The sequence below is a fragment of the Natrinema sp. DC36 genome, assembly GCF_020405225.1.
Lineage (GTDB): Archaea > Halobacteriota > Halobacteria > Halobacteriales > Natrialbaceae > Natrinema.
The window spans coordinates 2,359,830-2,383,467 of the sequence record NZ_CP084472.1; the positions used below are offsets into that span (position 1 = coordinate 2,359,830).

Annotated in this window: 23 protein-coding genes and 1 tRNA gene; 11 read left to right on the top strand and 13 right to left on the bottom strand. The window is 61.9% G+C overall.

From position 1 onward, the window contains the following. Nucleotides 1-108 precede the first annotated feature (108 nt). Complete coding sequence (locus tag LDH74_RS12250; protein WP_226039011.1) at nt 109-3,069, bottom strand: ATP-dependent helicase; 2,961 nt, start codon at nt 3,067-3,069, stop codon at nt 109-111. A 165-nt stretch (nt 3,070-3,234) separates the two neighbouring features. On the opposite strand from LDH74_RS12250, the gene LDH74_RS12255 reads away from it, so the two are divergent. Continuing rightward, a complete protein-coding gene (locus LDH74_RS12255; RefSeq protein WP_226039012.1) occupies nt 3,235-4,593 on the top strand; it encodes a hypothetical protein in 1,359 nt (452 codons plus the stop codon). 45 nt (nt 4,594-4,638) lie between these two features. Here LDH74_RS12255 and LDH74_RS12260 read toward each other — a convergent pair whose 3' ends face one another. Next, nucleotides 4,639-4,917 (bottom strand): HalOD1 output domain-containing protein, encoded by a 279-nt coding sequence (locus tag LDH74_RS12260; protein WP_226039013.1) that lies wholly within the window; start codon nt 4,915-4,917, stop codon nt 4,639-4,641. A 337-nt stretch (nt 4,918-5,254) separates the two neighbouring features. Beyond that, nucleotides 5,255-5,428, bottom strand: coding sequence for a hypothetical protein (locus LDH74_RS12265; protein ID WP_226039014.1), 174 nt, complete (start codon nt 5,426-5,428; stop codon nt 5,255-5,257). Between the two features lie 425 nt (nt 5,429-5,853). Here LDH74_RS12265 and LDH74_RS12270 point away from each other — a divergent pair, with 425 nt between their 5' ends. Next, a complete protein-coding gene (locus tag LDH74_RS12270; RefSeq protein WP_226039015.1) occupies nt 5,854-6,009 on the top strand; it encodes a hypothetical protein in 156 nt (51 codons plus the stop codon). A gap of 512 nt (nt 6,010-6,521) precedes the next feature. Beyond that, nucleotides 6,522-6,902 (top strand): type IV pilin N-terminal domain-containing protein, encoded by a 381-nt coding sequence (locus LDH74_RS12275; protein ID WP_226039016.1) that lies wholly within the window; start codon nt 6,522-6,524, stop codon nt 6,900-6,902. A 97-nt stretch (nt 6,903-6,999) separates the two neighbouring features. Here LDH74_RS12275 and LDH74_RS12280 read toward each other — a convergent pair whose 3' ends face one another. Further along, nucleotides 7,000-7,191 (bottom strand): hypothetical protein, encoded by a 192-nt coding sequence (locus LDH74_RS12280; protein WP_226042587.1) that lies wholly within the window; start codon nt 7,189-7,191, stop codon nt 7,000-7,002. A 59-nt stretch (nt 7,192-7,250) separates the two neighbouring features. On the opposite strand from LDH74_RS12280, the gene LDH74_RS12285 reads away from it, so the two are divergent. Then, nucleotides 7,251-7,604 (top strand): hypothetical protein, encoded by a 354-nt coding sequence (locus LDH74_RS12285; protein WP_226042588.1) that lies wholly within the window; start codon nt 7,251-7,253, stop codon nt 7,602-7,604. A 290-nt stretch (nt 7,605-7,894) separates the two neighbouring features. After that, nucleotides 7,895-8,131, top strand: coding sequence for a hypothetical protein (locus LDH74_RS12290; protein ID WP_226042589.1), 237 nt, complete (start codon nt 7,895-7,897; stop codon nt 8,129-8,131). Nucleotides 8,132-8,619: 488 nt separating this feature from the next. Here the strand turns inward: LDH74_RS12290 and LDH74_RS12295 are convergent, their stop codons facing one another. The 6 genes from LDH74_RS12295 to LDH74_RS12320 all read right to left on the bottom strand — a co-directional run bounded on the left by LDH74_RS12295 (nt 8,620) and on the right by LDH74_RS12320 (nt 12,093). After that, nucleotides 8,620-8,859, bottom strand: a complete 240-nt coding sequence (locus LDH74_RS12295) for a hypothetical protein (RefSeq protein WP_226039017.1) — start codon at nt 8,857-8,859, stop codon at nt 8,620-8,622. 109 nt (nt 8,860-8,968) lie between these two features. Then, nucleotides 8,969-9,039, bottom strand: a tRNA-Pro gene (locus LDH74_RS12300). An 89-nt stretch (nt 9,040-9,128) separates the two neighbouring features. Then, on the bottom strand, nt 9,129-10,037 hold the full coding sequence (locus LDH74_RS12305; protein ID WP_226039018.1) for an RNA-guided pseudouridylation complex pseudouridine synthase subunit Cbf5: 909 nt from the start codon (nt 10,035-10,037) through the stop codon (nt 9,129-9,131). Continuing rightward, nucleotides 10,037-10,612 (bottom strand): (d)CMP kinase, encoded by a 576-nt coding sequence (gene cmk, locus LDH74_RS12310; protein ID WP_226039019.1) that lies wholly within the window; start codon nt 10,610-10,612, stop codon nt 10,037-10,039. The genes LDH74_RS12305 and cmk overlap by 1 nt, the downstream gene beginning before the upstream one ends. A gap of 100 nt (nt 10,613-10,712) precedes the next feature. Then, nucleotides 10,713-11,669, bottom strand: a complete 957-nt coding sequence (locus LDH74_RS12315; protein WP_226039020.1) for a DUF106 domain-containing protein — start codon at nt 11,667-11,669, stop codon at nt 10,713-10,715. Between the two features lie 223 nt (nt 11,670-11,892). Continuing rightward, nucleotides 11,893-12,093 carry a hypothetical protein gene (locus tag LDH74_RS12320; RefSeq protein ID WP_226039021.1) on the bottom strand — a complete coding sequence of 67 codons (201 nt, stop codon included), beginning with the start codon at nt 12,091-12,093 and terminating at the stop codon, nt 11,893-11,895. A 228-nt stretch (nt 12,094-12,321) separates the two neighbouring features. On the opposite strand from LDH74_RS12320, the gene LDH74_RS12325 reads away from it, so the two are divergent. Next, nucleotides 12,322-13,422, top strand: coding sequence for a hypothetical protein (locus LDH74_RS12325; protein WP_226039022.1), 1,101 nt, complete (start codon nt 12,322-12,324; stop codon nt 13,420-13,422). Nucleotides 13,423-13,489: 67 nt separating this feature from the next. Here LDH74_RS12325 and LDH74_RS12330 read toward each other — a convergent pair whose 3' ends face one another. Beyond that, nucleotides 13,490-14,125: an adenylate kinase gene (locus LDH74_RS12330; protein ID WP_226039023.1), complete on the bottom strand. Its 636-nt coding sequence runs from the start codon at nt 14,123-14,125 to the stop codon at nt 13,490-13,492. Between the two features lie 59 nt (nt 14,126-14,184). Here LDH74_RS12330 and LDH74_RS12335 point away from each other — a divergent pair, with 59 nt between their 5' ends. From LDH74_RS12335 to LDH74_RS12350, 4 genes are all read left to right on the top strand, one after another. After that, entirely contained in the window at nt 14,185-14,649 is a 465-nt protein-coding gene (locus LDH74_RS12335) for a hypothetical protein (RefSeq protein ID WP_226039024.1), read from the top strand. Between the two features lie 221 nt (nt 14,650-14,870). Further along, nucleotides 14,871-17,114, top strand: a complete 2,244-nt coding sequence (locus LDH74_RS12340) for an amino acid permease (RefSeq protein ID WP_226039025.1) — start codon at nt 14,871-14,873, stop codon at nt 17,112-17,114. A gap of 420 nt (nt 17,115-17,534) precedes the next feature. Further along, nucleotides 17,535-18,560, top strand: a complete 1,026-nt coding sequence (gene coxB, locus LDH74_RS12345; protein WP_226039026.1) for a cytochrome c oxidase subunit II — start codon at nt 17,535-17,537, stop codon at nt 18,558-18,560. After that, on the top strand, nt 18,560-21,055 hold the full coding sequence (locus LDH74_RS12350) for a cbb3-type cytochrome c oxidase subunit I (RefSeq protein ID WP_226039027.1): 2,496 nt from the start codon (nt 18,560-18,562) through the stop codon (nt 21,053-21,055). The genes coxB and LDH74_RS12350 overlap by 1 nt, the downstream gene beginning before the upstream one ends. Before the next feature lie 341 nt (nt 21,056-21,396). On the opposite strand, the gene LDH74_RS12355 is transcribed toward LDH74_RS12350, so the two are convergent. Together LDH74_RS12355 and LDH74_RS12360 are read right to left on the bottom strand one after the other, a co-directional pair. Next, the gene (locus LDH74_RS12355) at nt 21,397-21,684 is read right to left on the bottom strand and encodes a hypothetical protein (protein WP_226039028.1); all 288 of its coding nucleotides are present in this window, start codon (nt 21,682-21,684) and stop codon (nt 21,397-21,399) included. Nucleotides 21,685-21,787: 103 nt separating this feature from the next. Beyond that, the gene (locus LDH74_RS12360; RefSeq protein ID WP_226039029.1) at nt 21,788-23,188 is read right to left on the bottom strand and encodes a hypothetical protein; all 1,401 of its coding nucleotides are present in this window, start codon (nt 23,186-23,188) and stop codon (nt 21,788-21,790) included. Nucleotides 23,189-23,360: 172 nt separating this feature from the next. On the opposite strand from LDH74_RS12360, the gene LDH74_RS12365 reads away from it, so the two are divergent. Further along, on the top strand, nt 23,361-23,627 hold the full coding sequence (locus LDH74_RS12365) for a cytochrome C oxidase subunit IV family protein (RefSeq protein WP_098725852.1): 267 nt from the start codon (nt 23,361-23,363) through the stop codon (nt 23,625-23,627). Nucleotides 23,628-23,638: the final 11 nt, after the last annotated feature.

The following is a 23,638-nucleotide window of genomic DNA, read 5'->3' on the forward strand; positions in this document are numbered from 1 at the left end:
GTCCCTGCGTGTGGAATTGTCTGGCGCGTCATCGGTGATACACCACCATTTCAGTTTCCAACACAAAGTCTGTTTGGGAGAGACCTACCGTTGGTAATGCAGTCTCCGTTACTCGCTCTCCGGCCCCGTCGACAGCCCCGCCAACGACTCCTCGCCGATCTCCGCGAGAACGCGATCGTGAAACGACTGGAGCGCGGCGCTCTCGTCCTCGGCGAGGACGACGTCGCTGGCCGAGAGCGTCGCGAGACCGAACGCCCGCGGCGTCGGTGAATCGAGAAGCTGCCGGGAAACCGCGAGCTCGCCCGCGTCGATCGCGTCGACGATGCCCTCGATCTCGGCGACGTTCAGCTTGTCCTCGAGGATCTCGCGGTAGGTCTCCTCGATCACGGCGAAGTTCTCGAGTTCCTCGGCGAACCCCAGCAGCATCTCGCTCGAGACCTGCTGTTCGCTCGCGGACTTCTCGTAGCCCTTGTAGCGCTTGAGGATCATCAGCGATCGGGTCGCGTTGATCCGGAAGTACCGCTGGAGGAGGTCGGTTCCCGACAGTGACGCCCGGAGATCCGCACGGACGTCGTCGGGCTCGAGGTCGTCGATGACGCCCTCGATGTCGACTTTTCGGTTGAGCGGCATCGAGAGGACGAAGCCGTTGTCCGCGACCGCCACGCGGACGTTGGCCGTCGCCTCCTGCGCACAGCGGTACGCGAACAGGCGCGAGAGCCCGTCGTTGACCTTGCGGCCGTAATTCGAGTGGACGTAGTAGTGGCGTTCGTACTCCTCGCGGTCCCGGACGACCTCGATCGCGAGCCGGTCGGGCGTGCTGACGCTCGCCGCGCCGGCGTACCGGCACTGGTACTCGAACAGGCGGGCGATCGCGCGGACGCTGTCGTCGTCCAGCGGGAACTCCCGGAGCCACGCGCGGACCCGCGGGGGGCCGCCGTCCTCGTAGTGTGCGAGGAGTTCGCCCTGAAAGTCGAGGATCTCACAGCCCAGGTCGTAGGAAAGCGGCAGCCGCTCGGAGTACCACGAGGGGACGGTCGGCCGGGCGCTCGTGCGGTCGACGTAGACCTTGGAACCGCGCCGATAGCTGTACTCGAAGTGATCGCCACCGAGGACGAAGACGTCGCCTTTCTCGAGGGTGTCGAGGTAGGACTCGTCCAGCTGGCCGACCCACTCGTCGCCCGCGCGCGTCTTGACATCGCAGGTGAAGGAATCCGGAATCGTCCCGATGTTGGTCATGTAGATGACCCGCGCGAGGCGGCCGCGCTTGCCGATCAACCGCTCGCCGACCGGGTACTCCTCGTAGTGGTGTTCGCCGTCGGGCGGGTCGTTTTCGTCGCGCCAGACCTTCGCGTAGACGTTACGATCCTCGAGGCCGGCGTATTCCGCCGTCAGGTATCGCATGAGGGACTCGTACTCGGCTTCGGAGTAGTTGCGGTAGGGATACGCGCGCCGGAGGATCGCTTTCAGTTCGGACTCGGGTCTGATTTCGGCGATCGCCATCCCGTAGACGTGCTGGGCGGCCACGTCCTGGGCGTTCTCGGGGATCGACACGGAGTCGACGAACCCCTCCGCGGCCGTTTTGAGCATGACCGCACACTCGATGAGTTCGTCCCGGTCGAGGGCGATCACTCGGCCGGTGACGGTCTGGCCGACGCGGTGGCCCGCCCGCCCGACCCGCTGGAGCAAGGCGGCGACGGACTTGGGCGAGCCGACCTGCACGACTAGATCGACGTGGGGCATGTCGATCCCCAGCTCGAGGCTCGTCGAGGAGGTGACCACGTCGAGGTCGCCGTCTTTCAGCCGACCCTCGATGTCCTGTCGGACCTCCTTCGAGAGGCTCCCGTGGTGACAGCCCGAGTTCTCCTCGTCGTAGGCGTCGAATCGCTCCCGGAGGTTGTGGAGGACACGTTCCGCGCCCGAGCGCGTGTTGGTGAAAACGAGTGTGTTCGTGTGTCCCTGAACGTGGTCGTGGAGCATCCGATAGAATCGCTCCTGGACGACCTCGCGGGGCGTGTTGATCAGGTCGTCCGTCGGGCACTCGAGCTGGAGATCGAACTCGCGGGCGAAGCGGGCGTCGACGATCTCGTAGTCGCGGGGCTCGCGGGTCGCTTCGGTCTCCGTCTCCGTGCCAGTCTCCCGCTTACGTCCGGGGCGTTCACTCTCACTCTCGTTCGAATCGTCGGGGCGGTCACTTCGATCGGGCCCCTCACCGCTCGCGTGGTCCGCGGGCGGTGCGGTCGGGCTGCGAAAATCGCCGTCCGAATCCCGATCGCGTCCCGACTCGTCGCCGCCGGATTCCTCGCAGCCGACCAGAAACTCCGCCACGCGATCCAGCGGCTCGATCGTCGCGGAACAGCCGATCCTGGTGATGTCGCCCGCGGCCATCGCCTCGAGTCGCTCGAGGCTCACCGAGAGGTGCGTCCCTCGCTTGCCCGCCGCCAGCGAGTGGATCTCGTCGACGATGACGTACTCGACGGTACGGAGCTTCTCGCGGAACTTGGGCGAATTGAGGAGGATCGCGAGCGTCTCGGGAGTCGTGTTGAGAATGTGGGGCGTCTCCGCGAGCATCTTCTGGCGGTCGCTCGAGGAGGTGTCGCCGTGGCGAATGGCGTGGCGGATCTCGCCCATCGACTCGTCGCCGTCGCGCTCGGCGACGATCTCCTCGATTCCCTCGAGGGGAACCTCGAGATTGCGGTGAATGTCGTTCGCGAGGGACTTGAGCGGGGAGACGTAGAGGCAGTAGACCGAGTTTTTGAGCCCGTCCCTCTTCTCGCGCTTGAACAGTTCGTTGATGATCGCACAGAAGCTGGCCTGGGTCTTGCCGCTGCCAGTCGGCGCACAGACTAAGGTGTTCGTCCCGTCGTGAATCTTCGGGATCGCGCCCCGCTGTGGCGGGGTGAAGAAGCCGTCGTTCTCGGGAACGAACTCGCCGAACTCCGCGAGCCACCACTCCTGGACCGCCGGCTCGAGGAGGTCGAAGACGTCGCCGTCCTCGATCGTCACAGCGGCGGGATCGAAAGGGAGGGCGTCGTCGGCGACCGGCAACTCGAGGCGCTCGTTCCCGTCCATTACCGTCGTCTCCGGGACCGGCGTGTAAGAGGGTTTGGACAGCACGGTGAAAGTGAAACGGACGGTGGGTTGCGTCCCATCGGTCTCGAATCGACAGGGACACGGATCGGTTCCGCTCGTGAATAGCCACAATCTAATTATTCTTCCGTTCGAGACGTTCAGGAAATGCGACTTCCTCGGCTGTTCACCGTTCTGGTTCTCGTCGTCGGGCTGTTGACGACGGGAGTCGTCGCCGGAGCGACGGTCGTCGATCCCGACGGGGACGGAGAGCCGATGCTGGTGGAACTCCGCGATGGAACCGCCCCGTTCGACGACGACACCGACGGTGACGGACTCGACGACGGCGCAGAAAAGCGACACGGGACCGACCCGACCGTCGCGGATTCGGACGGTGACGGGCTCGCGGACGGAACGGAGGTGCACGACCACGGGACGGATCCGCTCGAGGCGGATACTGACAGCGACGGACTCGACGACGGCGCGGAGATTCGCGACTACGAGACCGACCCCGCTGTGGCGGACACCGACGGAGACGGTCTGGACGACGGCCCGGAAGTTCGCGACTACGAGACGGACCCGCTCGAGGCGGACACTGACGGCGACGGTATCGACGACGGGACGGAAGTCCACCAGCACGGGACGAATCCGTTGACGACCGATTCCGACGACGACGGGCTGTCCGATCCCGACGAACTCGAGACGTACGGGACGGATCCGCTCGCGGCGGATACGGACGGCGACGGGCTCGCGGACGGCCCCGAGATCGGCGAGTACGACACCGATCCGACCGCGGCCGATACGGACGGTGACGGACTCGACGACGGCGCGGAAGTCACCGAGTACGGGACGGATCCGCTCGAGTCGGACACGGACGGCGACGGGCTCGGGGACGGCGCGGAGGTCCACCGACAGGACCTGTATCCCGACGCCGACCCGCTTCGAACCGACATTTACGTCGAACTCAACCGGATGGAAGGGGTCGACCTCGAGCGCGCCGAGATCGAGCGGGTCGTCGACGAGTTCGACACCGCGCCGCTCGCGAACCCCGACGGATCGTCCGGTGCGGACCTGCACGTCGTCTACAGCGGCACGATTCCCCGGGAATCGTCGACCGACGTCGGCCAGCTGACCGAGTATCGGTCCCGGTACTTCGACCGGGCGGGAGAGGGGTATCACTATCTGGCCATCGTCGAGAACGTCGCCGGCGATACGGAGCGAGGGAACGTTATCGGGATGGCGGGCCTCGGAACGATGATGGTCGAAGCCCAGTGGGGCGACGACCACACCGGATCGACCGTGATGCACGAACTGGGCCACTCGCTCGGGCTGTCGAACACCGACTTCGACGGGATCGACTCCGCCAGATACAGCTTCCGGAGTTACACGAGCGTCATGAACTACGACGCGCCGCGGGAGTTCTACGGCTTCTCCTCGGAATCCGGCCCCGGCACCTTCGACGACTGGGGCTATCTCGACGAGCACATGTTCACGCCGTCGACGGCCGCCGTTACCGTGGACGGCTGACTCGAGACGCGGCGATCGACGGGCGTCACCGATCGGACTCGTCGACTACCGGTCCGAACCGGTCCCGGTCGACCCGCTTCGGTCGGCGTCGGTCTCCGTCACATCGACGCGACCCGCGCTATCGACGGACACGTGTTTCCCCCGGTACGTGAACTCGACCGATGACGCGACCGCGTTCGGGTCCTCGGCCGGACGAAACAGCGCGTCGAGCGCGTCCGTATCGATGACCGCGTGCAACGGCGGCTCGAGATCCGTCGGATCGGTCCCCTCGTGTGCCGCCACCCCCTGTACCACCCTGATGCTGGTCGGAATCGTTGCTGACATATCACGGCCGGCAACGAGGATCGCAATAATTCCCTCGATCCTTTACTGACGGCTGGCAGCCAGGCGGCAGACGCGCGTCAGACGACCGAACTCGGCGGCCGCTCGAGCGATCGTTCGACGGGCGGGATTCGGCGGCCGTGAGTCGAACACGGACGAAGGCGAGTTCGATATCGACGTCTCGGACTCCCTCAGCGCCAGCGAGTTCGAGTACAGCGCCCGAATCGAGAGCTACTCGCTGGGATTCGGTCGCGCGTCGCGTTCAACTCGTCGCGTCCGAGATCACCATAAATCACCGCGAGCGACGGGTGTTGTTCGAGCCCGTCGCCTCGAGTCGGTGTTACTCCCCGAGACCCGGGTTGGGGAGCATTTCGGGCGGCATGTGACAGCCACAGGGGCCGACGTAGCCGTCCTCCGGTCCGATGACCGTCAGCGTCGCGACCGGCTCGCCACAGCGCGGACAGTCCGGATGCGAGCGCGAACTTCCGCCTTTGCCGCTGCTCTCATCGGCCATCGGGATCACCGGATCGGGTCGTGAGGCTGGCTGTAGTGGGTGTTGCGGTTGCTCGAGTCGGTACACGCGTCCGTCGGGCGGGACGTTTATATCCCGGTAGAATGTACGGAATCATGCTTGTGAATCCCCGATAGGGATTTGGAAGCACGTCTCGGGTGCTATGACACCCGGGGCATTTCGGCGCAGCCCCCTGCGGCGGATGGAGCGTCGCTTCCATTCTGATTGTTGACTTATAGTATCTTAAAACTACTGCTGTTTCGTAGCGAAGGATAGTGTGGGATTGTGGATTCGTTGTGGCTCAGATGCGGCTCGTGTACTCACATCTCCGAAATCGTGGAGCGACCGTCTCCGTGATGAGTCCGACCCGCTCGAGCGAATGCCGTCAAGTAGAACAGTTCATATGGCTGTAACTAACAGCTATCGGTATGAGTGATACTGCTGACCGCCAGAACGACATCATGAACATGATTATCGGTCTCCAGGTCTCCCTGATCGGGGTCGCCTTCAGAGACTTTTTCTTCCTCTTTATCATCGGAGCGATATTCACGCTCGGAGTGTACACGAACGAACTCCGTCGGTGACTGTGGGTCTTCGTGATGAAATTCGTGCTCGAGCGCGGTCACGATCGCACTCGAGCCCTTGTTTGGTGATCGCTCACGTACCGCATCACAGCGTGATAATCTAAGACGGCAGCCACCGGGTCCTCGTAGGCACCCCGTTGCAGGTGCGCGCGAGGTCGCGTTCGGCGATTACCGGTTCGTTCCACTGCATAGCAATGTCTATTCCCGAATAGTCAAATTCGTATCGTTTCTGCAGAAAAGAAGCAAATCGCAAGACAGGACGGCTTCAAGTCTCCGCTGTAACGTAGATAGGACCCGCTGATTCTCAGTTCTGAAAGCCTTATCAATTGTCGGGAGTTTCACGAACCTTTAACTATATATGGGAGGGGGAGCCTGCTGGTTGTACGCACCAAGCGGAACGGTAAGAAGGCGCGTCGGGTTGGCTGTGAAGTTCCAATCCCCTACGCGCGAAAAGTGGTTCCAGACCACCGCGCATAACCTTTCCGACCGTTCACAGCGGTGCTGTGATAAACATGGATTTGAAGCAATACAGATCGAAGCTGATCGGAAGCGACGACGAACGAGCGGTATCACCAGTCATTGGCGTGATCCTCATGGTTGCGATTACAGTCATTCTCGCGGCCGTGATCGCGGCGTTCGTACTTGACATGGGCGGGAATCAGAGCGCGCCCGCACAAGCTGGAGTGAGTGTCGACGACGGCTACAGCGGCAACAATACTCTCACGAAGACAGTGACGATTCAGTCCATTGGAGACAGTACGCAAGAAGTTTACTGTTCTGATCACCCTAGCGAGAGCGGCAGTAATGTTGGAGATGAGTTTGGCTGCGTGGCTGATTCCAACATCATCGCAGTTAACGACGAAGGTAGCGAGAACATCATCTCTGAAACCTGAAATCATATTTCGGTAATCAGCTAATCATTAGCATTTTTTGACCATCCCTATCTCGGACGTATCGAGTCCTGCAATTTTTCGGGCATGCTCGAAGTCGTCAGCTTCCTCGCTTCCGCCTCGAGTTCCCGGCGTTGTTCTCGTCTGGCCTCCCGAGTAGATCGTCGATCACGCGTCGACCCCCCTTGACGAGTTCGACCGTCCATTCACCGTCACCGATGTGGCGGATGTGGAGGTGGTGTTCTCCCTCGAGATCCTCGTGTTCGTCCAGGCCCCTCGACCCGAAGATCATCTTTCGGTAGAGTGATCCCGAGCGAATGCTGGTCCAAGCGTCTGAGTTCGTTCAGTGCCATGCATCGGCGGCAACCCGCCTTGGTAGAACGTTCGGTGAACCCTGGTTTCCCGACCGTTTCGACAGGAGAGGATGACGACCAGTCGTCTGGCACTTCGCCTCCATCAAACTCGGTGCCAAGCGCGGTACAGCGTGAAGAGAGCATAGACCTGATTGACAGCGCGCTCACACCGCTGTTCGTGCTCGCCACGGCTGGGACTGTTTGTCGTTTCCCGGCCGCACGGCACTCTGGCTGTCCGATCCTCAAAGGCAAGCTGGTCCGCTCGATCGATCTCCCGCTGCTCCGGTGGCACGGTAGTGACGATCAGCGCGGGACCGAACATTCAAAAATCGCGATCGATACCATTTTTTGATAGAACGGCAGGTGGGGGATGCCTCCGAATAGGTGGGGGAGAGGGTGCTCGGAGGCAATTGATTCCTTTCGGATATTGTTATTGATTGTTTCGATAGGTATCACACCACCAACAAGATTATTTCTACGTAATTCAAAGGTGCAGGTGGCGGGGGAAGGATTCAGTCGTTGCCCGACAGAATCTGTCCGACTTCGAGACAAACGGACCCTCGCTGGACCCCTGAGATCGTTCCGACCTGAAAGTCACATTGTCAAACTCGATCTCACAGTCACCCACTTGACACACCACCTATGGGGGTGGGGGCCCGACGCTGGCTCTTCGCCAGCGTTTCTCGAGGCGAAAATTCAATCAGAAGTGACAGCGATGTCAGTCTCGACTTCGACCGACACCGCTCGAGTCGAGAGTGTCTCGGGGATCTCTCGGCGCTGCTCGAGCGTGCGGTCGTCGCGCTCGAAGACCTGATGGGACGCCTAGACGATCTCGCCCTCGAGCGCGTCGTCGCTGCCCGTCAAACTCTCGAGTTCTGACGCTCGAGAACTCATAGCGGCCCCTCTCGTGCATTTGCGAACTGCGCGCGTACAGTCCGGGCACAGCCGACGAAGCGCATCAACGCGGTCACCGCAGCGCTCGCATTCGTCGGATTCGACGAGGCGATTCATCGAGAATCACCATCCTCGCGGTCAGTGTCCGGTTGTAGTGATCGACTAAATGAAACAAGATCTACTAGCTGATCAATTGCTTGCGGACATTTCCATTGGTATTTATTGCCATGATGAGCCGATAGAGTACTGGTTCTGGTTGAAGCCGACGCGTTGCCCACGGTTGGCCCTTTCTCCAGAACCATACAACGTAACTGAATAGAGCGGTCAGTACCGCTCGAGGAGTATCCGCCGTCGGCGCGAACCTCTCGGTTCTCGAGCGCCCGCTGAACGTCCTCGTCAGTCGCTTGATTGGCGGGATGGGCTATGGGCGTCCGACTCTCGACATCGTAAGCTGATTCGCCGGAACGAACCAGCTACACATCAGCCTCACCACCGTGACGACCGGGCGCCGTTTCAGGGTCCGGAATCGAAACGTCGACGCCAGCTGCAGAACCGCGGCTCAGTCGCGCGTAGGTATCGCAGTCACCACAGCGATGGGCGCGATCGTCATCGTCACCGAAGACGCGACGGAACCGGTCGGTGATATGGGCTCCGCAGTTACGACAGGTCGAGTTGTCGACCGACGGCCAGGGCGCGACCGTCACGCCGACCACCTCTCGGTAGTCTGTCGACTACGTGGTAATATACTGAAACCGAGAATTGGATTTTCGGCCGTCTCGAGGGGACGAGACGCTAAGAGTTGAACACTTAGATAATTTCGAGTGGGACCGCCGAGAATTGAACTCGGGTCCTACGGACCCCATCCGCAGAGGATACCACTACCCCACGGTCCCGTACCTGAATCGATGCCCGTCTGCCGCTTAAGAGTGTCGTTTCGCGACCGCTCCAACACGGGTTTCCGCCACCACTCGGTCGAACCCACTCAGACCAGCACGCGCTCGAGATCGACTACAACACCACTCTCAGCGTCGACATCGCCAGCCAGTTCACCGAGACACACCGCCGCACCGTCGGGCGTGTAGCAGGCCACAAGCGCTCCCCGATCGATTCCGTCGTCGGCCTCGAGCACGCCCGGTGCGTAAACCGGCGCGCCCTCGGCCACCTCGCGGGCCGCGTTCCGGGCGATCACCACGCTCGGGATCCCCTCGAGCATGCGTTCTGCGGGCTCGACGACGTCGTACAGCGGTTCGGGATCGTCGTCTTCGAGCCAGAAGCCCAGCGCGTCGAGGAAGTCGTGGGCACTGTGGAGCGTCCGATCGTCGAACGGATCCGTCGCCGTCCGGCGCAGGTGCCCCATGTGCGCGCCCGTTCCCAGCGCCAGTCCGAGGTCGTGGCACAATTTGCGGACGTAGGTTCCGCTCTCACAGCGCATTCGCACGAGGAGCCGCCGGTCCTCGATCTCGAGCACCTCGAGCTCGTAGATCTCTCGCACGCGCAGGCGTCGGGTCACCGCGCTCTTGCGCGGCGGCTTCTGATAGATCGGCCCCTCGAACTCGGCGACGACCGACTCGGCGTCGGCCGGAACGGGCGCGTGACACTCGAGAACGGCGACGTACTCCTTGCCCCCCTCGAGAAAGACCTGTGCGAGCCGGGTCGCGTCGCCGAGCATCATCGGGAGACAGCCGGTCACTTTCGGATCGAGCGTCCCCGCGTGGGCGGCGCGATCGATTCGCGACTCGACGCCGCGCTCAGCCAGCGTCTCGTCGACGGCGTCGCGCAGCCAGCCGCTGACCTGGTGTGATGACGGGCCGGGCGGCTTGTCGAGATTGACGACGCCGAAGGTGAGCAACTCGGCGGGCGAGCGCTCGCCCGGTGGGCCACGGAGCGTCATCAGAAGTCGGTTTCGAGGTCGACGAGCGCTTTCCCCTCGTCGCCGGCGGCGTCGTAGCGTTCGACGGCGGTCACGAGCATATCGAGGACGGCGTCGGGTTCCCAGCGGGCCGTGTTCACCGAGAGGTCGTAGATCGTCAGATCCCGGATGTCGATCCCGTAGTACTCCTCGTAGCGCTGGGCCTCGCTGGCCTCGCGGGCCTTCGTCTCCTCGGTCGCGCGGACGGGGTCTTTCTCCTCGCGCTCGGCGATGCGTTCGCCCCGGACCCGCGCCGGTGCATCGAGCCAGAAGCGGAAGTCGGCCTGGTCGCCGGCCAGCCAGCCGGCGAGCCGGGACTCGAGCACCAGATCGGTCTCCTCGACGGCGATCTCTCGTAGCCGCCGATCGAGATCGCGGTCGATCTCGTCGTTCTCCTCGGCGAGTTTGTTGAACTCGAGGGGGGTGTAGCCGCGTTCGTCGGCCAGGTCGCGGAAGATGTCACCGCCGCTGACGTGGTCGAGATCGAAGGCGTCGGCGAGCAACCCGGCGGTCGTGCTCTTCCCGCTTCCCGGCGGGCCGGAGACGGTGAGTAACATAGTCGATCTGCGAGGGGGCAGGTGAAATGGGTTTTGAATGCGCGAGACCGGTCGATCCGGTCCAAAACGACCGAGAAGAAATGTTAGTCGACGGGTCAGCTCAGGCGCTCGACGGCGACATATCGATGTTCAGCGACTTGCGAATCAGCTGGGAGAACCCCATCGAGCACAGGAAGTACCAGACGATCCACGCCTGCATCGGTCCGAGTACACCTTCTTGCCACTCGATCTCGCCGACGAGGGGCATCACGACGGTCTCCTCTGCCGCTCCGATAGCGCCCGTCCGGATCGTCCAGTACATCCAGAGGAACAGCGGGATCGTCAACAGCATGATCCAGACCATCGGGCGGAACTGCTCTTTGAACATGCCCAGATTGTCCGCCATGGCTTCCATCTGCTCTTCGCGGGCCTTCTCGATCTCGTTTTCGATGCGTTCGATTTCGGCTTCGCTCGCGCCGCGGTCCTCGGCGTCTTTCTTCTTCTGGCGGAGCTCCTTCTGTTCGTTCTGGACGGCCTTCATCCGCTCCTGATATTTGCCCATGATCTCCGTGTTCATCAGGTTCGCCTGGAGCAGCGACGAGTAGAGGCCGGTGAGCAGCGCGACCGAGAGGATTACGGCGTAGAACGGTAACGCCGCATCGAGCGGTCCGAGAAAGACGTTGACGGCGTTCCCGACGACGTTCTGAATCGAGTCGAACCAGTACCCTGGCATCAACAGGATCGCCCCCACGCCGGCCAGCTTGTCCCACTGTGACCAGCTTGATTCCTCCTCGTCGATGTCGACGTCGGTTGCGGCACCGCTTCCGCCGTCGCCATCGCCGTCGAGTGCCCGATCGTAGGCCTCACGATCGGCGATCTCGAACCCCTGGTCGCCGTCGACTAACACACCTTTCTCGATCAGTCGCCCCCACTGTCCGCTCGTCAGGTCGTCGCTGACGTCGGCCCACTGGACCTCGCCGCCGTTCCTGTCGGCTTCATCGCGGATCGCCTCGAGGGCGGCCGCCATCGAGGAATCCTCGCGGACGAGGGCGTCGATCTTGTCGGCTGTACGCGTCATCTGGTTTGTGCTAGGGTGGGTCCGATATACAAGTGTTTTTCTTCGATAGCGACGAGGCCGCGTCGGATCGAACGGTAGTCCTCACCGGTCCGGATACGACGAACCGAAAGATGATAGGCGATGATCGTCGTCTGCCACCCGTATTCGCTCTCTAAGCGGTATTAAACGGAATTGAAGCGTTTGATCAGTCGAACAATTTATAAGTAATGTTGACAATCTTCTTCTAATGAATTCTCGAGGCGAGGGACGCGTAACCGTCACTTCGAATCGCGGGCAGTCGGCGGTACTCAGCCTCGTCATCCTGATCGGGATGGTCGCGACGGTCAGTGTCGGAATACTGCTCGTCGCTGGTGACGTTATGTCCAGCGCCGAACAGCAGTCGGAACACGATCGAGTCGAACAGGCGTTCGTCGAGCTCAGTCATACGATGTCGACGGTCTCGGCGAGCGACGATACGTCGCGATCGGTTCAGTTCGATGCGGGCGAGTCAGGTGCGGTGACGAAAACGAAAGCTGGATGGGTGACTATCAGAGGCGGTGGGGTCAACGTCACTCGACAACCGATGGGGGCCGTCGAGTACGAAGGCGACGACGGAACGATCATCTCCTATCAGTCGGGTGGCGTCTGGCGAGAAACTGGAAATCAGACTCGAATGCTCTCTGCTCCGAATATCAATTACAATTCCGAGGACGACACATTGTGGTTCCCGATTACGACACTCAGCGGACAGCAGTCGCTCGAATCTGGTGAGATTTCGGTCAAACACACCAAAACGAATCCCATGCGACACGTGAGTTTCGTCAAAAACGATTCCGTCACGATCACGATTCAGAGCGACTACTACAGGGGCTGGGAACGGTATTTCCGGACGGAAGCCGGCGGAACGTCGATCCAGAATATCGATCACGAGAACCGGACGATCACGGTCCTTCTCGGATACGCCGATCTCGAGGGGGCGTTCGATGAGGGCGCGACTATTGGATCGGACGATCCGGACGATTTCTACGACAAGCACGATAACTTCGGAAACGATCACCGGACGGGAACGCCCTTGCCGGAAATGGACACCGTTATCGAGCAGATGGTCGCCGATGCTAAAGCCGGTAAGAACGTGGATAAAAATCTCTCTAACGGGAATTATTCGAATCCACTAGAAGAAGGGACATACTTCGTCGACAAAATCGACGGTGACGAGAATTACAGGTTTGACTTATCGAACGGGAATGCAACGCTAATCGTCGGAGATGACGTAAATCTCGGGGATAGCGGTTCGATCCGTGTCGTCGACCAAGATTCTGACGAGAAAAACGTCTTACGTATCTACGCCGGCGGCGACGACCTAGTTCTGGATGGAGATATTTGCGCAAAGAGCGATTGTAGCGACGACGCGCAGGTTATCCAGTTTTACGGCCCGTCAACGATGAGCGTTCACCAGGGCCCTGGGAGCAAGGGTGCGTTCGAGGGAGTTCTCTACATCGCGTCGTCTGAGGAGAAAGATTGGTGGAAAGATAGTGAGGTCAAAAACAATGGGAAATGCAAAGAATACCATCAGATACACATGCAGGGCGGGGGCGACTTTTACGGGTCGATCGTCGCTTACTCTGCCTGTGCACAATCGAAATCCGTCTCCTTCGATCACGACCCTAACCTGAAGGACGCCAACATCGAGCCCTACTCGGATGAGTACCCGCTCCCCCCGCAGATCACCTATCTGAACGTCGCCGTTCACGAACTCGACGTGAAGAACAAATAGCTGCGTCGTTGGCCGTCCTCAACCCTCGAGCGCTCTTCTGTAACGAAGGCGTTTTCGTCAGAAAGGATTACGCTGCGTTTTCGATCGTTTCCTTCACGTCCTCCCAGACCGCGTCGGGAGCCTGCTCGCCGTCAATTCGCTCGAGTACGCCCACCTCCTCGTAATGGTCGATAACGGGCTCGGTGTTCTCGTGGAACACGGAGAGCCGTTCGCGGACCGTCTCCTCGGTGTCGTCGTCGCGCTGGACGAGTCGCTCCTCGACCTCGGGATCCTCGGCCGGGTTGTACTCGACGTGGTAGATGTCGCCCGTTTCGGGATCCATTCGTCGGCCGGTCAGCCGGTGGACGAGTTCCTCCTCGCCGACCTCGAGAGAGAGAACGACATCGAGGTCGGTCATGTCCTCGAGTTCCTCGGCCTGTTCGACGTTCCGCGGATAGCCGTCGAGAACGAAGCCGTCGGCCTGCGAGAGGGCCTCATCGACGATGGCGTTGACGACCTCGTCGGGGACGAGTTCGCCTCGGTCCATGTACTCGCCCGGCGTGTCGTACTCGGTGTCCAACTCGGAGATGTCCATCTCCTTGTTGTTCCGGAGCGCGTCACCGGTCGTGATGTGATCGACATCGAACTCGTCGGTGATCTTTGCACTCTGGGTCCCCTTCCCCGCACCGGGCGCGCCCAGGATCAGGATTCGTGGCTGAGCCATACGACTCCGTTCAGGGGCCCCGCATAAAGGCTTAAAGAATCGGGCACGTCCGTCCGACTATGACTCGCTTCGATGCGACCGAACCCGCCGAGAGACGGAAACTGTACGTCGACGCTATCGCGGCACATCGAGAGCGCGAGAGCGCCTTTCTGACGTTCGAGGCCGACAACGCCGTCCTCGAGGCGGACGCAGACGGGAGTGACGAGACGGAGACGATGCCCGGTTCCGAGGAGGATTCGGACGATGTGCCGCCCGCGGAATTGGGCGTTCCGTGGATCCAGTTCGGTGACGGAACGGTCAACCTCGACTGCACCGACGCGGAGCTGGAGACGCTAAAGACCGTCCTCGGGGAGTTTCCGGCGTTCAAGATCGACGAACTGATTCGACCCGAGGAGGCCGAGGGAGTCAACGCCCGGATCAGCGCAAAGGCGGACTCGAATCGGATCGCCCAGTTCGTCGACGACGCCTTCCTCGAGGTGTATGATCTCCCGACAGGGTTTCGCGTCTGGGTCGCCGAGGTGTAAACGGTCACGAAAGACCGTTCGAGACCGTCACGCCGGCGGACGGTATCGGGGAACTATAATACGAAGAGTCACAAGAGTCGCTATGGACTTCGCGCGACGCACCGACCAGTCACGTCAGTTGACGGGTTCGGTCACACCCCAGTTACGGCGACCGACAGCCGGACTGCGGCCGCCATCGACGATCGTTCGACGACCAGTGATCGGCGGTCAACTCTCTTACGATGAGTGACGAAGAACTGGCGAAGGACCTCGGCCCGCTGGCCGCGCTGACGATCGGTGTCGGGACGATGATCGGAGCCGGGATCTTCGTCCTGCCGGGTGAAGCCGTCGCATCAGCCGGACCGCTGGCTGCGGTCGCATTCGTTCTGGGCGGTGGAATCGCACTACTGACGGCGTTTTCCGCGAGCGAACTCGGGACGGCGATGCCGAAATCCGGCGGCGCGTACTTCTACGTCAACCGGGCGCTCGGACCCCTATTCGGCTCCATCGCCGGCTGGGGCAACTGGATCGGGTTAGCGTTCGCATCGGCGTTTTACGTCTACGGGTTCGGCGAGTACATCGTTCGGATGGGCGGCCTTACCTTCGGGCCGCTGGATCTGTACGTCATCTCGCTGTCGGCCGCCCAGGTGATCGGGATCGGTGCGGCACTGCTCTTCATCACCGTGAACTACGTCGGCGCGAAGGAGACCGGAACCCTCCAGAACGTTATCGTTTTGATCCTCGTCGGCATTCTGACCGTCTTCACCGCGTTCGGGGTGATGAACGCGGACCTCTCGACGCTCCGACCGATCGTCCCACCGGAGAAGGGACTCACGCCCCTGTTGCCGGTGACCGGACTGATCTTCGTCTCCTATCTCGGCTTCGTCCAGATCACGTCCGTCGGCGAGGAGATCAAAGATCCCGGACGGAACCTCCCGCGAGCGGTCATCGGCAGCGTCGTCCTCGTGACCGTGATCTACGCGCTCGTGTTGATCGCCGTTCTCGCCGCCGTCGAAACCGAACTCGTGGCAAACAACGACACGGCGGTCGTCGACGTCGCCAGCACGCTCATCGGACCGATCGGTGCCGGCGCGCTCCTGCTCGGCGGCCTGCTCGCAACGGCCTCGTCCGCGAACGCGTCGATCCTCGCGTCGTCACGGATCAACTTCGCGATGGGGCGGAACAAACTCGTGAGTCCGAACCTCAACGCGATCCATCCCCGCTTCGGGACGCCGTACCGGTCGATCGCAGTGACCGGCGGCTTCATCATCTTCTTCCTGCTCATCGGCGACATCAGGACGCTCTCGACGGCCGGCAGCGTCCTCCACCTCATCATCTACGGCTTGCTGAACGTCGCATTGATCGTCATGCGCGAGGCCGAGCCCGAGGGGTACGACCCGGACTACCGCGTCCCGTTCTATCCGTTCACGCCCATACTCGGCGCGATTCTCTCGTTCGCCCTCATCGCGTTTATCGATCCGCGGGTAATCGCCCTCTCGGGCCTGTTCGTGGTCGTCGCCGCGCTCTGGTACCTGTTCTACGCCCGCGATAAAACGGAAGCGCAGGGCGTTCTCAGCGAGTACATCCTCAACCGGGCCGACGAAATGCCCGAGCCCGCCGTCACCGCCGCTACGAGCGTCAAACCCGACGGTGGAACCTACCGCGTGATGGTCCCGCTGGCGAACCCGGATCACGAGACGGACCTGATTACGCTCGCCAGCGCGCTCGCCAAACAGAAAGGCGGCACCGTCGTCGCGACCCACATCGTCCAGGTCCCCGACCAGACGCCCCTCGAGAAGGGTGCCGACCACGTGGCGAAGCTCGACTCGGAATCAGGTGCGCTCCTCGAGCAGGCTCGACGGGACGCCGAGACGTTCGGGGTCGACGTCGAAACGAGAACGATCCTCTCACACCGGTCGTTCGACGAAGTGTTCGACGCCGCGCGGACGAACGATGCGGATCTCGTCGTGATGGGATGGGGGCCACACGCACACGGCCGTGCGGAACAACGGATGGACGAACTCACCGGGGATCTCCCCTGTGACTTCCTGGTCCTCAAGAACCGCGGGTTCGACGCGTCGCGCATCCTCGTTCCGACCGCCGGCGGACCCGACTCCGAGCTCGGCGCGACCGTCGCCAAGCTGCTCGCCGACGAGTACGACAGCGACGTCACGCTGCTGTACGTTCGCGACGACGACGAGTCGGCCGCCGACGCCGAAGCGTTCCTCCAAGAGTGGGCGACCGACCACGATCTCGCGGACGCGACCTTACAGATCGAAGCCGGTGATCCCGGAACTGCGATCGGGCGCGCCGCTCGAGAGCAGACGATGGTGGTCGTCGGCGCGACCGAACGAGGCCTCCTCACTCGACTCGTGGGAGAGTCGCTGATCGACGACATCGCCGAAACCGTCGACTGTTCGGTGTTGCTCGCCCAGCGCAGCCACGACCGGTCGCTCCGCGAACGCCTCTTTGGGGGGCGAGAGTAACGGTCCTCGCCCGCGACGATAACTCGTCGATCCGCCAGTCGACCCGACAACACCGTTCTCGAGGAAGTATCGGAGCCGATCAGAGCGTCGGAATAGGGGACCGAGAGGCACGACCGAGTCGAGAATCACGAACCGTCCGGGTGGCGACGAGACCCCCTCTCAGTTGCCGCGGCCACGAACGTGTTCGCCCGACTACGCGATGATTCATCTCCGACGGGCGTCGTCCGGCCGAAAGAACGATAAAGAAAAGGTCGTCGACACCAACGACATCGTGATGAGGAAAACTGACGGCGGTGGACGGTCCGCCGATCGAACCACGAACCGCAGTCTGACTCGAGAGACGGGCGCGTCCGGGCGGTTTCCAAATAGATAAGTGCCCCCAGCAACCATCGTCCGACATATAACTGGCCGACAAAAGAGATGAATACAATCTACAGCGCACTCATTGCCCCGATGCAGCGGACCCGCGTCGACGTGTTCGAGAATATCTTCGTGGTATTCCTCGGACTCGGGACGCTCGTCGGTATCGCCGTTGTCGCGTACACGTTGTACAACGCGTACAAGTACCGTGATACCGGCGAGGCCGCCGAGGAAGACGAGGATCTGCCATCCGTCGGGGAGTTACCGACAGGCGGAAAGGGCGGGAAAAAACTGTTCCTCTCATTTGGCATCAGTGCCATCATCGTCATTTCCCTGGTGATCTGGACGTACACGATGCTCCTGTACGTCGAAAGTCCCGGAGACGGCAACCAAGAAGAGGCACTCAACGTCGATGTGACCGGCGATAGCTTCGCGTGGTACTTCGAGTATGACAACGGAATCGAATCGACAAGAACGCTCCGAGTCCCCGCAGACGAACGAGTCTGGCTCCAGGTGACGTCGGGCGACGTCTGGCACGCGTTCGGTATCCCCGATCAACGGGTGAAAGCCGACGCGATCCCGGGCGAGTACGACGAAACGTGGTTCGAAGCCGAGGAACCCGGAACGTACGAGATCAAGTGCTTCGAGCTCTGTGGCGAGTTCCATACCTCGATGACCGGAGAAGCTCAGGTTATGGAACCCGACGCGTTCGACGAGTGGATGAACGAGCAGTTGACGATGTCGATTACGGTTCAAGACGGGAACGAGACTCCCGTCTCCGAAGAAACCGGATACGGAGATGTCGGATACGAGATGACCCTCGAGAGTCAGGAGTGGGACTTCGAAGAGACCTACACGGACGACCAGTTCGATAACGGGACGATCACGGTCAGCAACGTCAGCGACATCGAACAGGGCGGCGTCTACAACGTAACGATCTCACCGACCGAGGGCGGTCAGCAGTTCGAACCGGTCGAAGAGCAGTTCGACATGACCGGTCCGGTCGACGAGTCCTTCACGCTCGAGCTGAACGCGACGGAAAGTGAAACCAATGAAAGCGACACGAACGACGGAGGTGAGGCCTGATGAGTGATCTCCCGCCGATGAAATCGGTCAAGCGGTGGTTAGTAACGACGAACCACAAGGACGTCGGAATCCTGTACATCACGACATCGCTGTTCTTCCTCATCTTCGGTGGTGTCCTTGCCCTGCTGTTCCGCGCCCATCTCTGGGAGTCGGGCGGCATGCAGTTTGGCGGCAGCGCGCTGCTGTCGAACGATCAGTACTATCAGTCGGTCTCCGCGCACGGACTGATAATGGTCTTCTGGTTCCTCTCGCCGATCGCGAGCGGCTTTGCGAACTACTTCGTTCCCCTGCAGATCGGCGCGAAAGACCTCGCGTTCCCGCGACTGAACGCCCTGAGTTACTGGTTCTACCTGTTCTCGGGAATCCTCATGGGGATCTCGTTCTTCCAGGGAGGCACGTTCTCCGGCGGCTGGACGATGTACGCCCCACTGAACGTTCCGGTGTATACACCGGCGATCGGGGCGACTGCCGGCAGTAACGCGACGATCCTCGCGCTAACCCTGTTCGTCGTGTCGATCACGATCGGGTCGGTAAACTTCCTCGTGACGATGCACCGGTCTCGAGCCGAAGGGCTCGGTCTCTGGAATATCCCGATGTTCTCCTGGTCGTGGCTGCTGACCATCTGGATGATGCTGTTCGCGTTCGCGGCGCTGCTGGCAGCGCTCCTGTTGCTGTCGGTCGACCGCCTGTTCCTCACACAGTACTTCGCCACTGACCAGGGCTCGAGCCTGTTGTGGGCACATCTGTTCTGGTTCTTCGGCCATCCGGAGGTGTACATCGTCTTCTTCCCGGCGCTGGGAATCATGTTCGAGACGTTCCAGACCTTCTGTGGTCGACGACTCGTCGGCCGGAAGTGGGTCATCATCGCGATGGTCCTGGTGGCCGTCCAGTCCTTCCTGGTCTGGATGCACCACATGTTCCTGTCGACGATCAACCTCCCGATCAAGACGCTCTTTATGGCGACGACGATCGGTATCTCGCTGCCCTTCGACCTGATGGTCTTCGCGCTGATCTACACGATGGTCAAGGGTCGCGTGCGCTTTACGACGCCGTTCCTGTTCTCGCTGGGTGCGCTCGTGTTGTTCATCCTCGGCGGGATCACCGGCGTCTTCCTCGGTGCGGTCGTCCTCGACTACGAGTTCCGCGGGACCTACTGGGTCGTCGCCCACTTCCACTACGTGATGGTCTCCGGTGTCACCGCGCTGTTCGCCGGCCTCTACTACTGGTGGCCGAAGATTACGGGGAAGATGTACTCCGAACGGCTCGGGAAGCTCAGCTTCGCGGTCTACTTCGTCGGCTTCAACCTGCTGTACTTCCCGATGTTCCTCGCGTGGGAGACGCCGCGGCGCGTCTTCCACTACGCCGAGAGCGCACAGCTCTACCACCAGATGGCGACCGTCGGGGCGTTCGTCCTCGGTGCGGGTGTGCTGCTCGTGTTCATCACGCTCGGGAAGAGCCTGCTGTCCGGCCCCGACGCACCGGACAACCCGTGGACGTTCTCGCGAACCGCCGAGTGGGCGATCCCCTCGCCGCCACCGCTCGAGAACTGGCCGAACCGTCCCAGCTACGCGAGCGGTCGACTCGAGTTCGTCGACGACGCCCCCGCGGCGACCGATGGCGGCGTCGCCCACGGAGCGACCGCGACCGCCGAGAAGCACGAAGAGGAACACGCCGACCACGCCAGCATCTGGCCGGTCGGCATCGGTGCCGGGACCTTCGTCTTCTTCCTCGGGCTCAGCGGCATCACGCCGTACGTCTACTCGTTCGTCGAGTCGCACATCCACAGCGATGTCGGCGACTTCGTGACCCTGGCCTCTGCACCCAACCAGAGTATCGTCTACCCGATACTGACCGCGCTCGGGCTCGGCCTGATGGGGATCACGCTGTTCCAGTTCGGCCGCGAGCAGTTCGACGCTCCCGAGATGGCGATCGCCGAACGCTGGCCGTTCGGCGGCATCAGCAACGAAAAGATGGGCGTCTGGGTCTTCCTGGCCTCTGACGTCGTCGTCTTCGGGGCCGCCATCGGTGCGTACATCTTCATGCGCATTCACGGCGGCTGGCATAACTGGCACCTCGAGTCGATCACCATGGCGGGGCTGTTCAACACGTACGTCCTGTTGACCTCGAGTTTCACGGTCATCCTCGCGCACGTGATGGCCGAACGCGGAAACAAGAAGGGACTGCTCGGCGCACTCAGCGCGACGGTCCTGCTCGGGTTCGTGTTCATGGGCGTCAAGGCCTTCGAGTACAGCAGCAAGTTCGACGCCGGTCACTACTGGTTCAGCGGGATCGAGTACTCGTTGTACTTCGTGACGACCGGGCTGCACGCGCTGCACGTCATCCTCGGCCTGCTCATCGCGGGCTTCATGATCTACCGCGTCGTCTCGATCGACGCCTACCTCGAGGACCACATGCCGGTGGAGTACTTCGGTCTCTACTGGCACTTCGTCGACATCGTGTGGGTCTTCCTGTTCCCACTGTTCTACCTGATGTAGCGGCCCGCCGCTACACGGGTTCAGTTCGCATTCGATTACGATACCGTTCTTCCTGACGACTACTGAGACGACGTTACGAGTCCTCGGCGTTGCGTTCGCTGACGACACCCGTCGGTACCCAATACTGGTGTATCGATCCGGGCGGTCGATCGTCCTCTCGAGTGGCGAGAGGCGACAGCGATCCCGTCCTCACGATCGTCTTCGAACTCGAGAGTGCGGCGAGACGGCACAAATCAACCTGCTGGCTCGAGCGACGACGTGCGAGACGAAGCGACGGCAACAAAGAGAGTGCAACATCGACGGCCGGAGCCACGATACGGGAGCGGCTCGAGCCCCGGGCGTTAGCCGGCCCAGACGAGCGCGTAGACGAACGTAAACAGGAAGTAAACCAGAAACACGGAGATAGCTGCCTTGAAGTGGAACGTAAAGAGGTCGTACTCCTCGTCGTCGCGTTCGGCTTCGAACGCCTCGAGTTCGTCCTCAGAACACTCCGCGGCGTGATCAACACCGATGTGGAACGTGGCGTAGCGCTCGGATCGGAACGGCCGGCCGCAGTACGGACAGGTCTTGCCGGGCGTTTCCTCCGGTGGAACCTCGTACTCCCGCTCGAGCGGTCGATCGATCGCCATTCGACCGACAATTGCGACGGCGGGAGGAAATGTTTGCCGGTTCAGTGGGCCGAGCGGTTAGCGAGCCCAAACGCGACCGATGGTGAAGGGGTGGCCACGACGGTTACCCCGGAACGTACGGCGGGCTCATCGACCCCTGGGAGACGAGATAGAGGCTCACCATCGTGAAAAACACCATCACGACGATGAGCGGGTACTGGCTCCTGATCGCCTGCAGCTTGCCGGGAAAGAGGTCGAAGGAGACGGTGTGGGCGATCCACACCGCGAGAACGTGACCGAGCAGGATGCTGGCGATTTCGACGTAGCCGAACCAGCCCGGGAGCGCGTACCGGGTCGGGTTCGGCGGCGGGGAAAGCGGCATCGCCAGCGCGTCGAACAATGACGGCCACAGCGAGATCGCAAAGCCGATGTAGTGTGCGAAGTGGTAGCCGGCCGCGATGGCGAGCAGCGGCGCGGCGAAGCGAAGCCCGAGATACCGACGGGAGAGATACGTGTCGGCCCGATTGCGGGTCCGGTCGATCGCGATCCAGTACACCTTCCAGAACAGGGCGAAGCCGCCCACGAGCAAGAGCAGGTAGACGATCACCGGCGGGACGCCGATTCCGACGAACGCTCTGACGGTCCCGACGCCGACGGGAGTGACGATAAACCCGCTGTAGGTGAGCTCCCAGACGAGCGCGAGGACGAACGCCACGACGGAGGTGTCAGTTACCAGGTCGTCGTCACTCAGCCGAGAACCGGGAAATCGCAGTTCGAACCCGTCGTCCGTGCGCTGAATCGGCGCGACGGCCCCGTAGAGTCGAAACCACAGCGAGAGCGGATCGCCGCGACGGAACCACGTCTCGGGGGAGAAGACGACTGCACTCGAGATCGTAAACAGCGAGTACATGATGAGCACGAACACCAGCGCGCGCGCCGACGAGGTCAGCGGAGCGACGACCTCGAGCCAGATGAACGTCAACAGCGCCACGACGGCGGGCCAGGAGCCGAAGGCCGACGGGTACGATTCGTAGCCGTTGGGCAGCGCTGCGGCGATCCGCCGCCAGGGATTGAGCGCCGGCCACGGGTTTCCGACGGCGTACGCGACGATCGTCAGTAGCGCTCGCCCGCCGACGAACGTCACCAGGACGGTCGCGCTGACCAACCCGATTGCGGGACCCCGGATTCCGGCGAGCAGGATCAGCGCGAGCCCGAGGAGACCGAGGACGCCGAGCAGGAGCGAGCCCGCTGCCAGGAGCCGATCAGTCGAGGTCTCGAGCGCGCGGTCGTGGTAGGTCCCGATCACGTCGCGATCGGTGACGAGCATGGTCAGCAGCGCCGAGGCACCGACGGCACCGCCGCCGGTCGCGAGGTAGAGCCACGTCGGAACCGACACGTCGCTGCCCCCCGAAAGGCCGGCTGCCACGTTGCTCGCGGCGACGACGCCGGTGCTCGCCGCGAGCACCGCGAGGGCGAACACGAACCCGATACCGGTCCGGCGACGGAGAGCCGAACGTCCACTCATTGCCGGCGATTCGCACCCGCGATCCATCTACGTGTCGCTTCCGTGCGATCGCGGTCGGTCCCGCACGACCGTCGATTTACCATCTCCTTCCGACGGACGCGCAGACGCCGGCCAGCCCGGCGAGCGATCGTATGAGGAAGGTATAAGTATCCGTCAGTCTCATTCCTCACCAATGGCGAGTATTCGGAACTACGCATTGATTTACGTGGCGCTGATACTGCTAGCGACGGGGAAGTTCGTCTTCTTTCACTTCCCGGAGATCTTCACCTATGAACTCGCAGTGGGCGGGACGATGATTCTGGCAGTCATCAAGGTATCCCTGATCGCCGGTTACTTCCAGCACCTGAAAGACGAGCCGCGGTCGATCACCTACCTGATGCTCACCGCGGTGTTCATGGTCGTCCTGCTCACCCTTGCAGCAGGGTACTCGATCCAGTAACGCCACACACG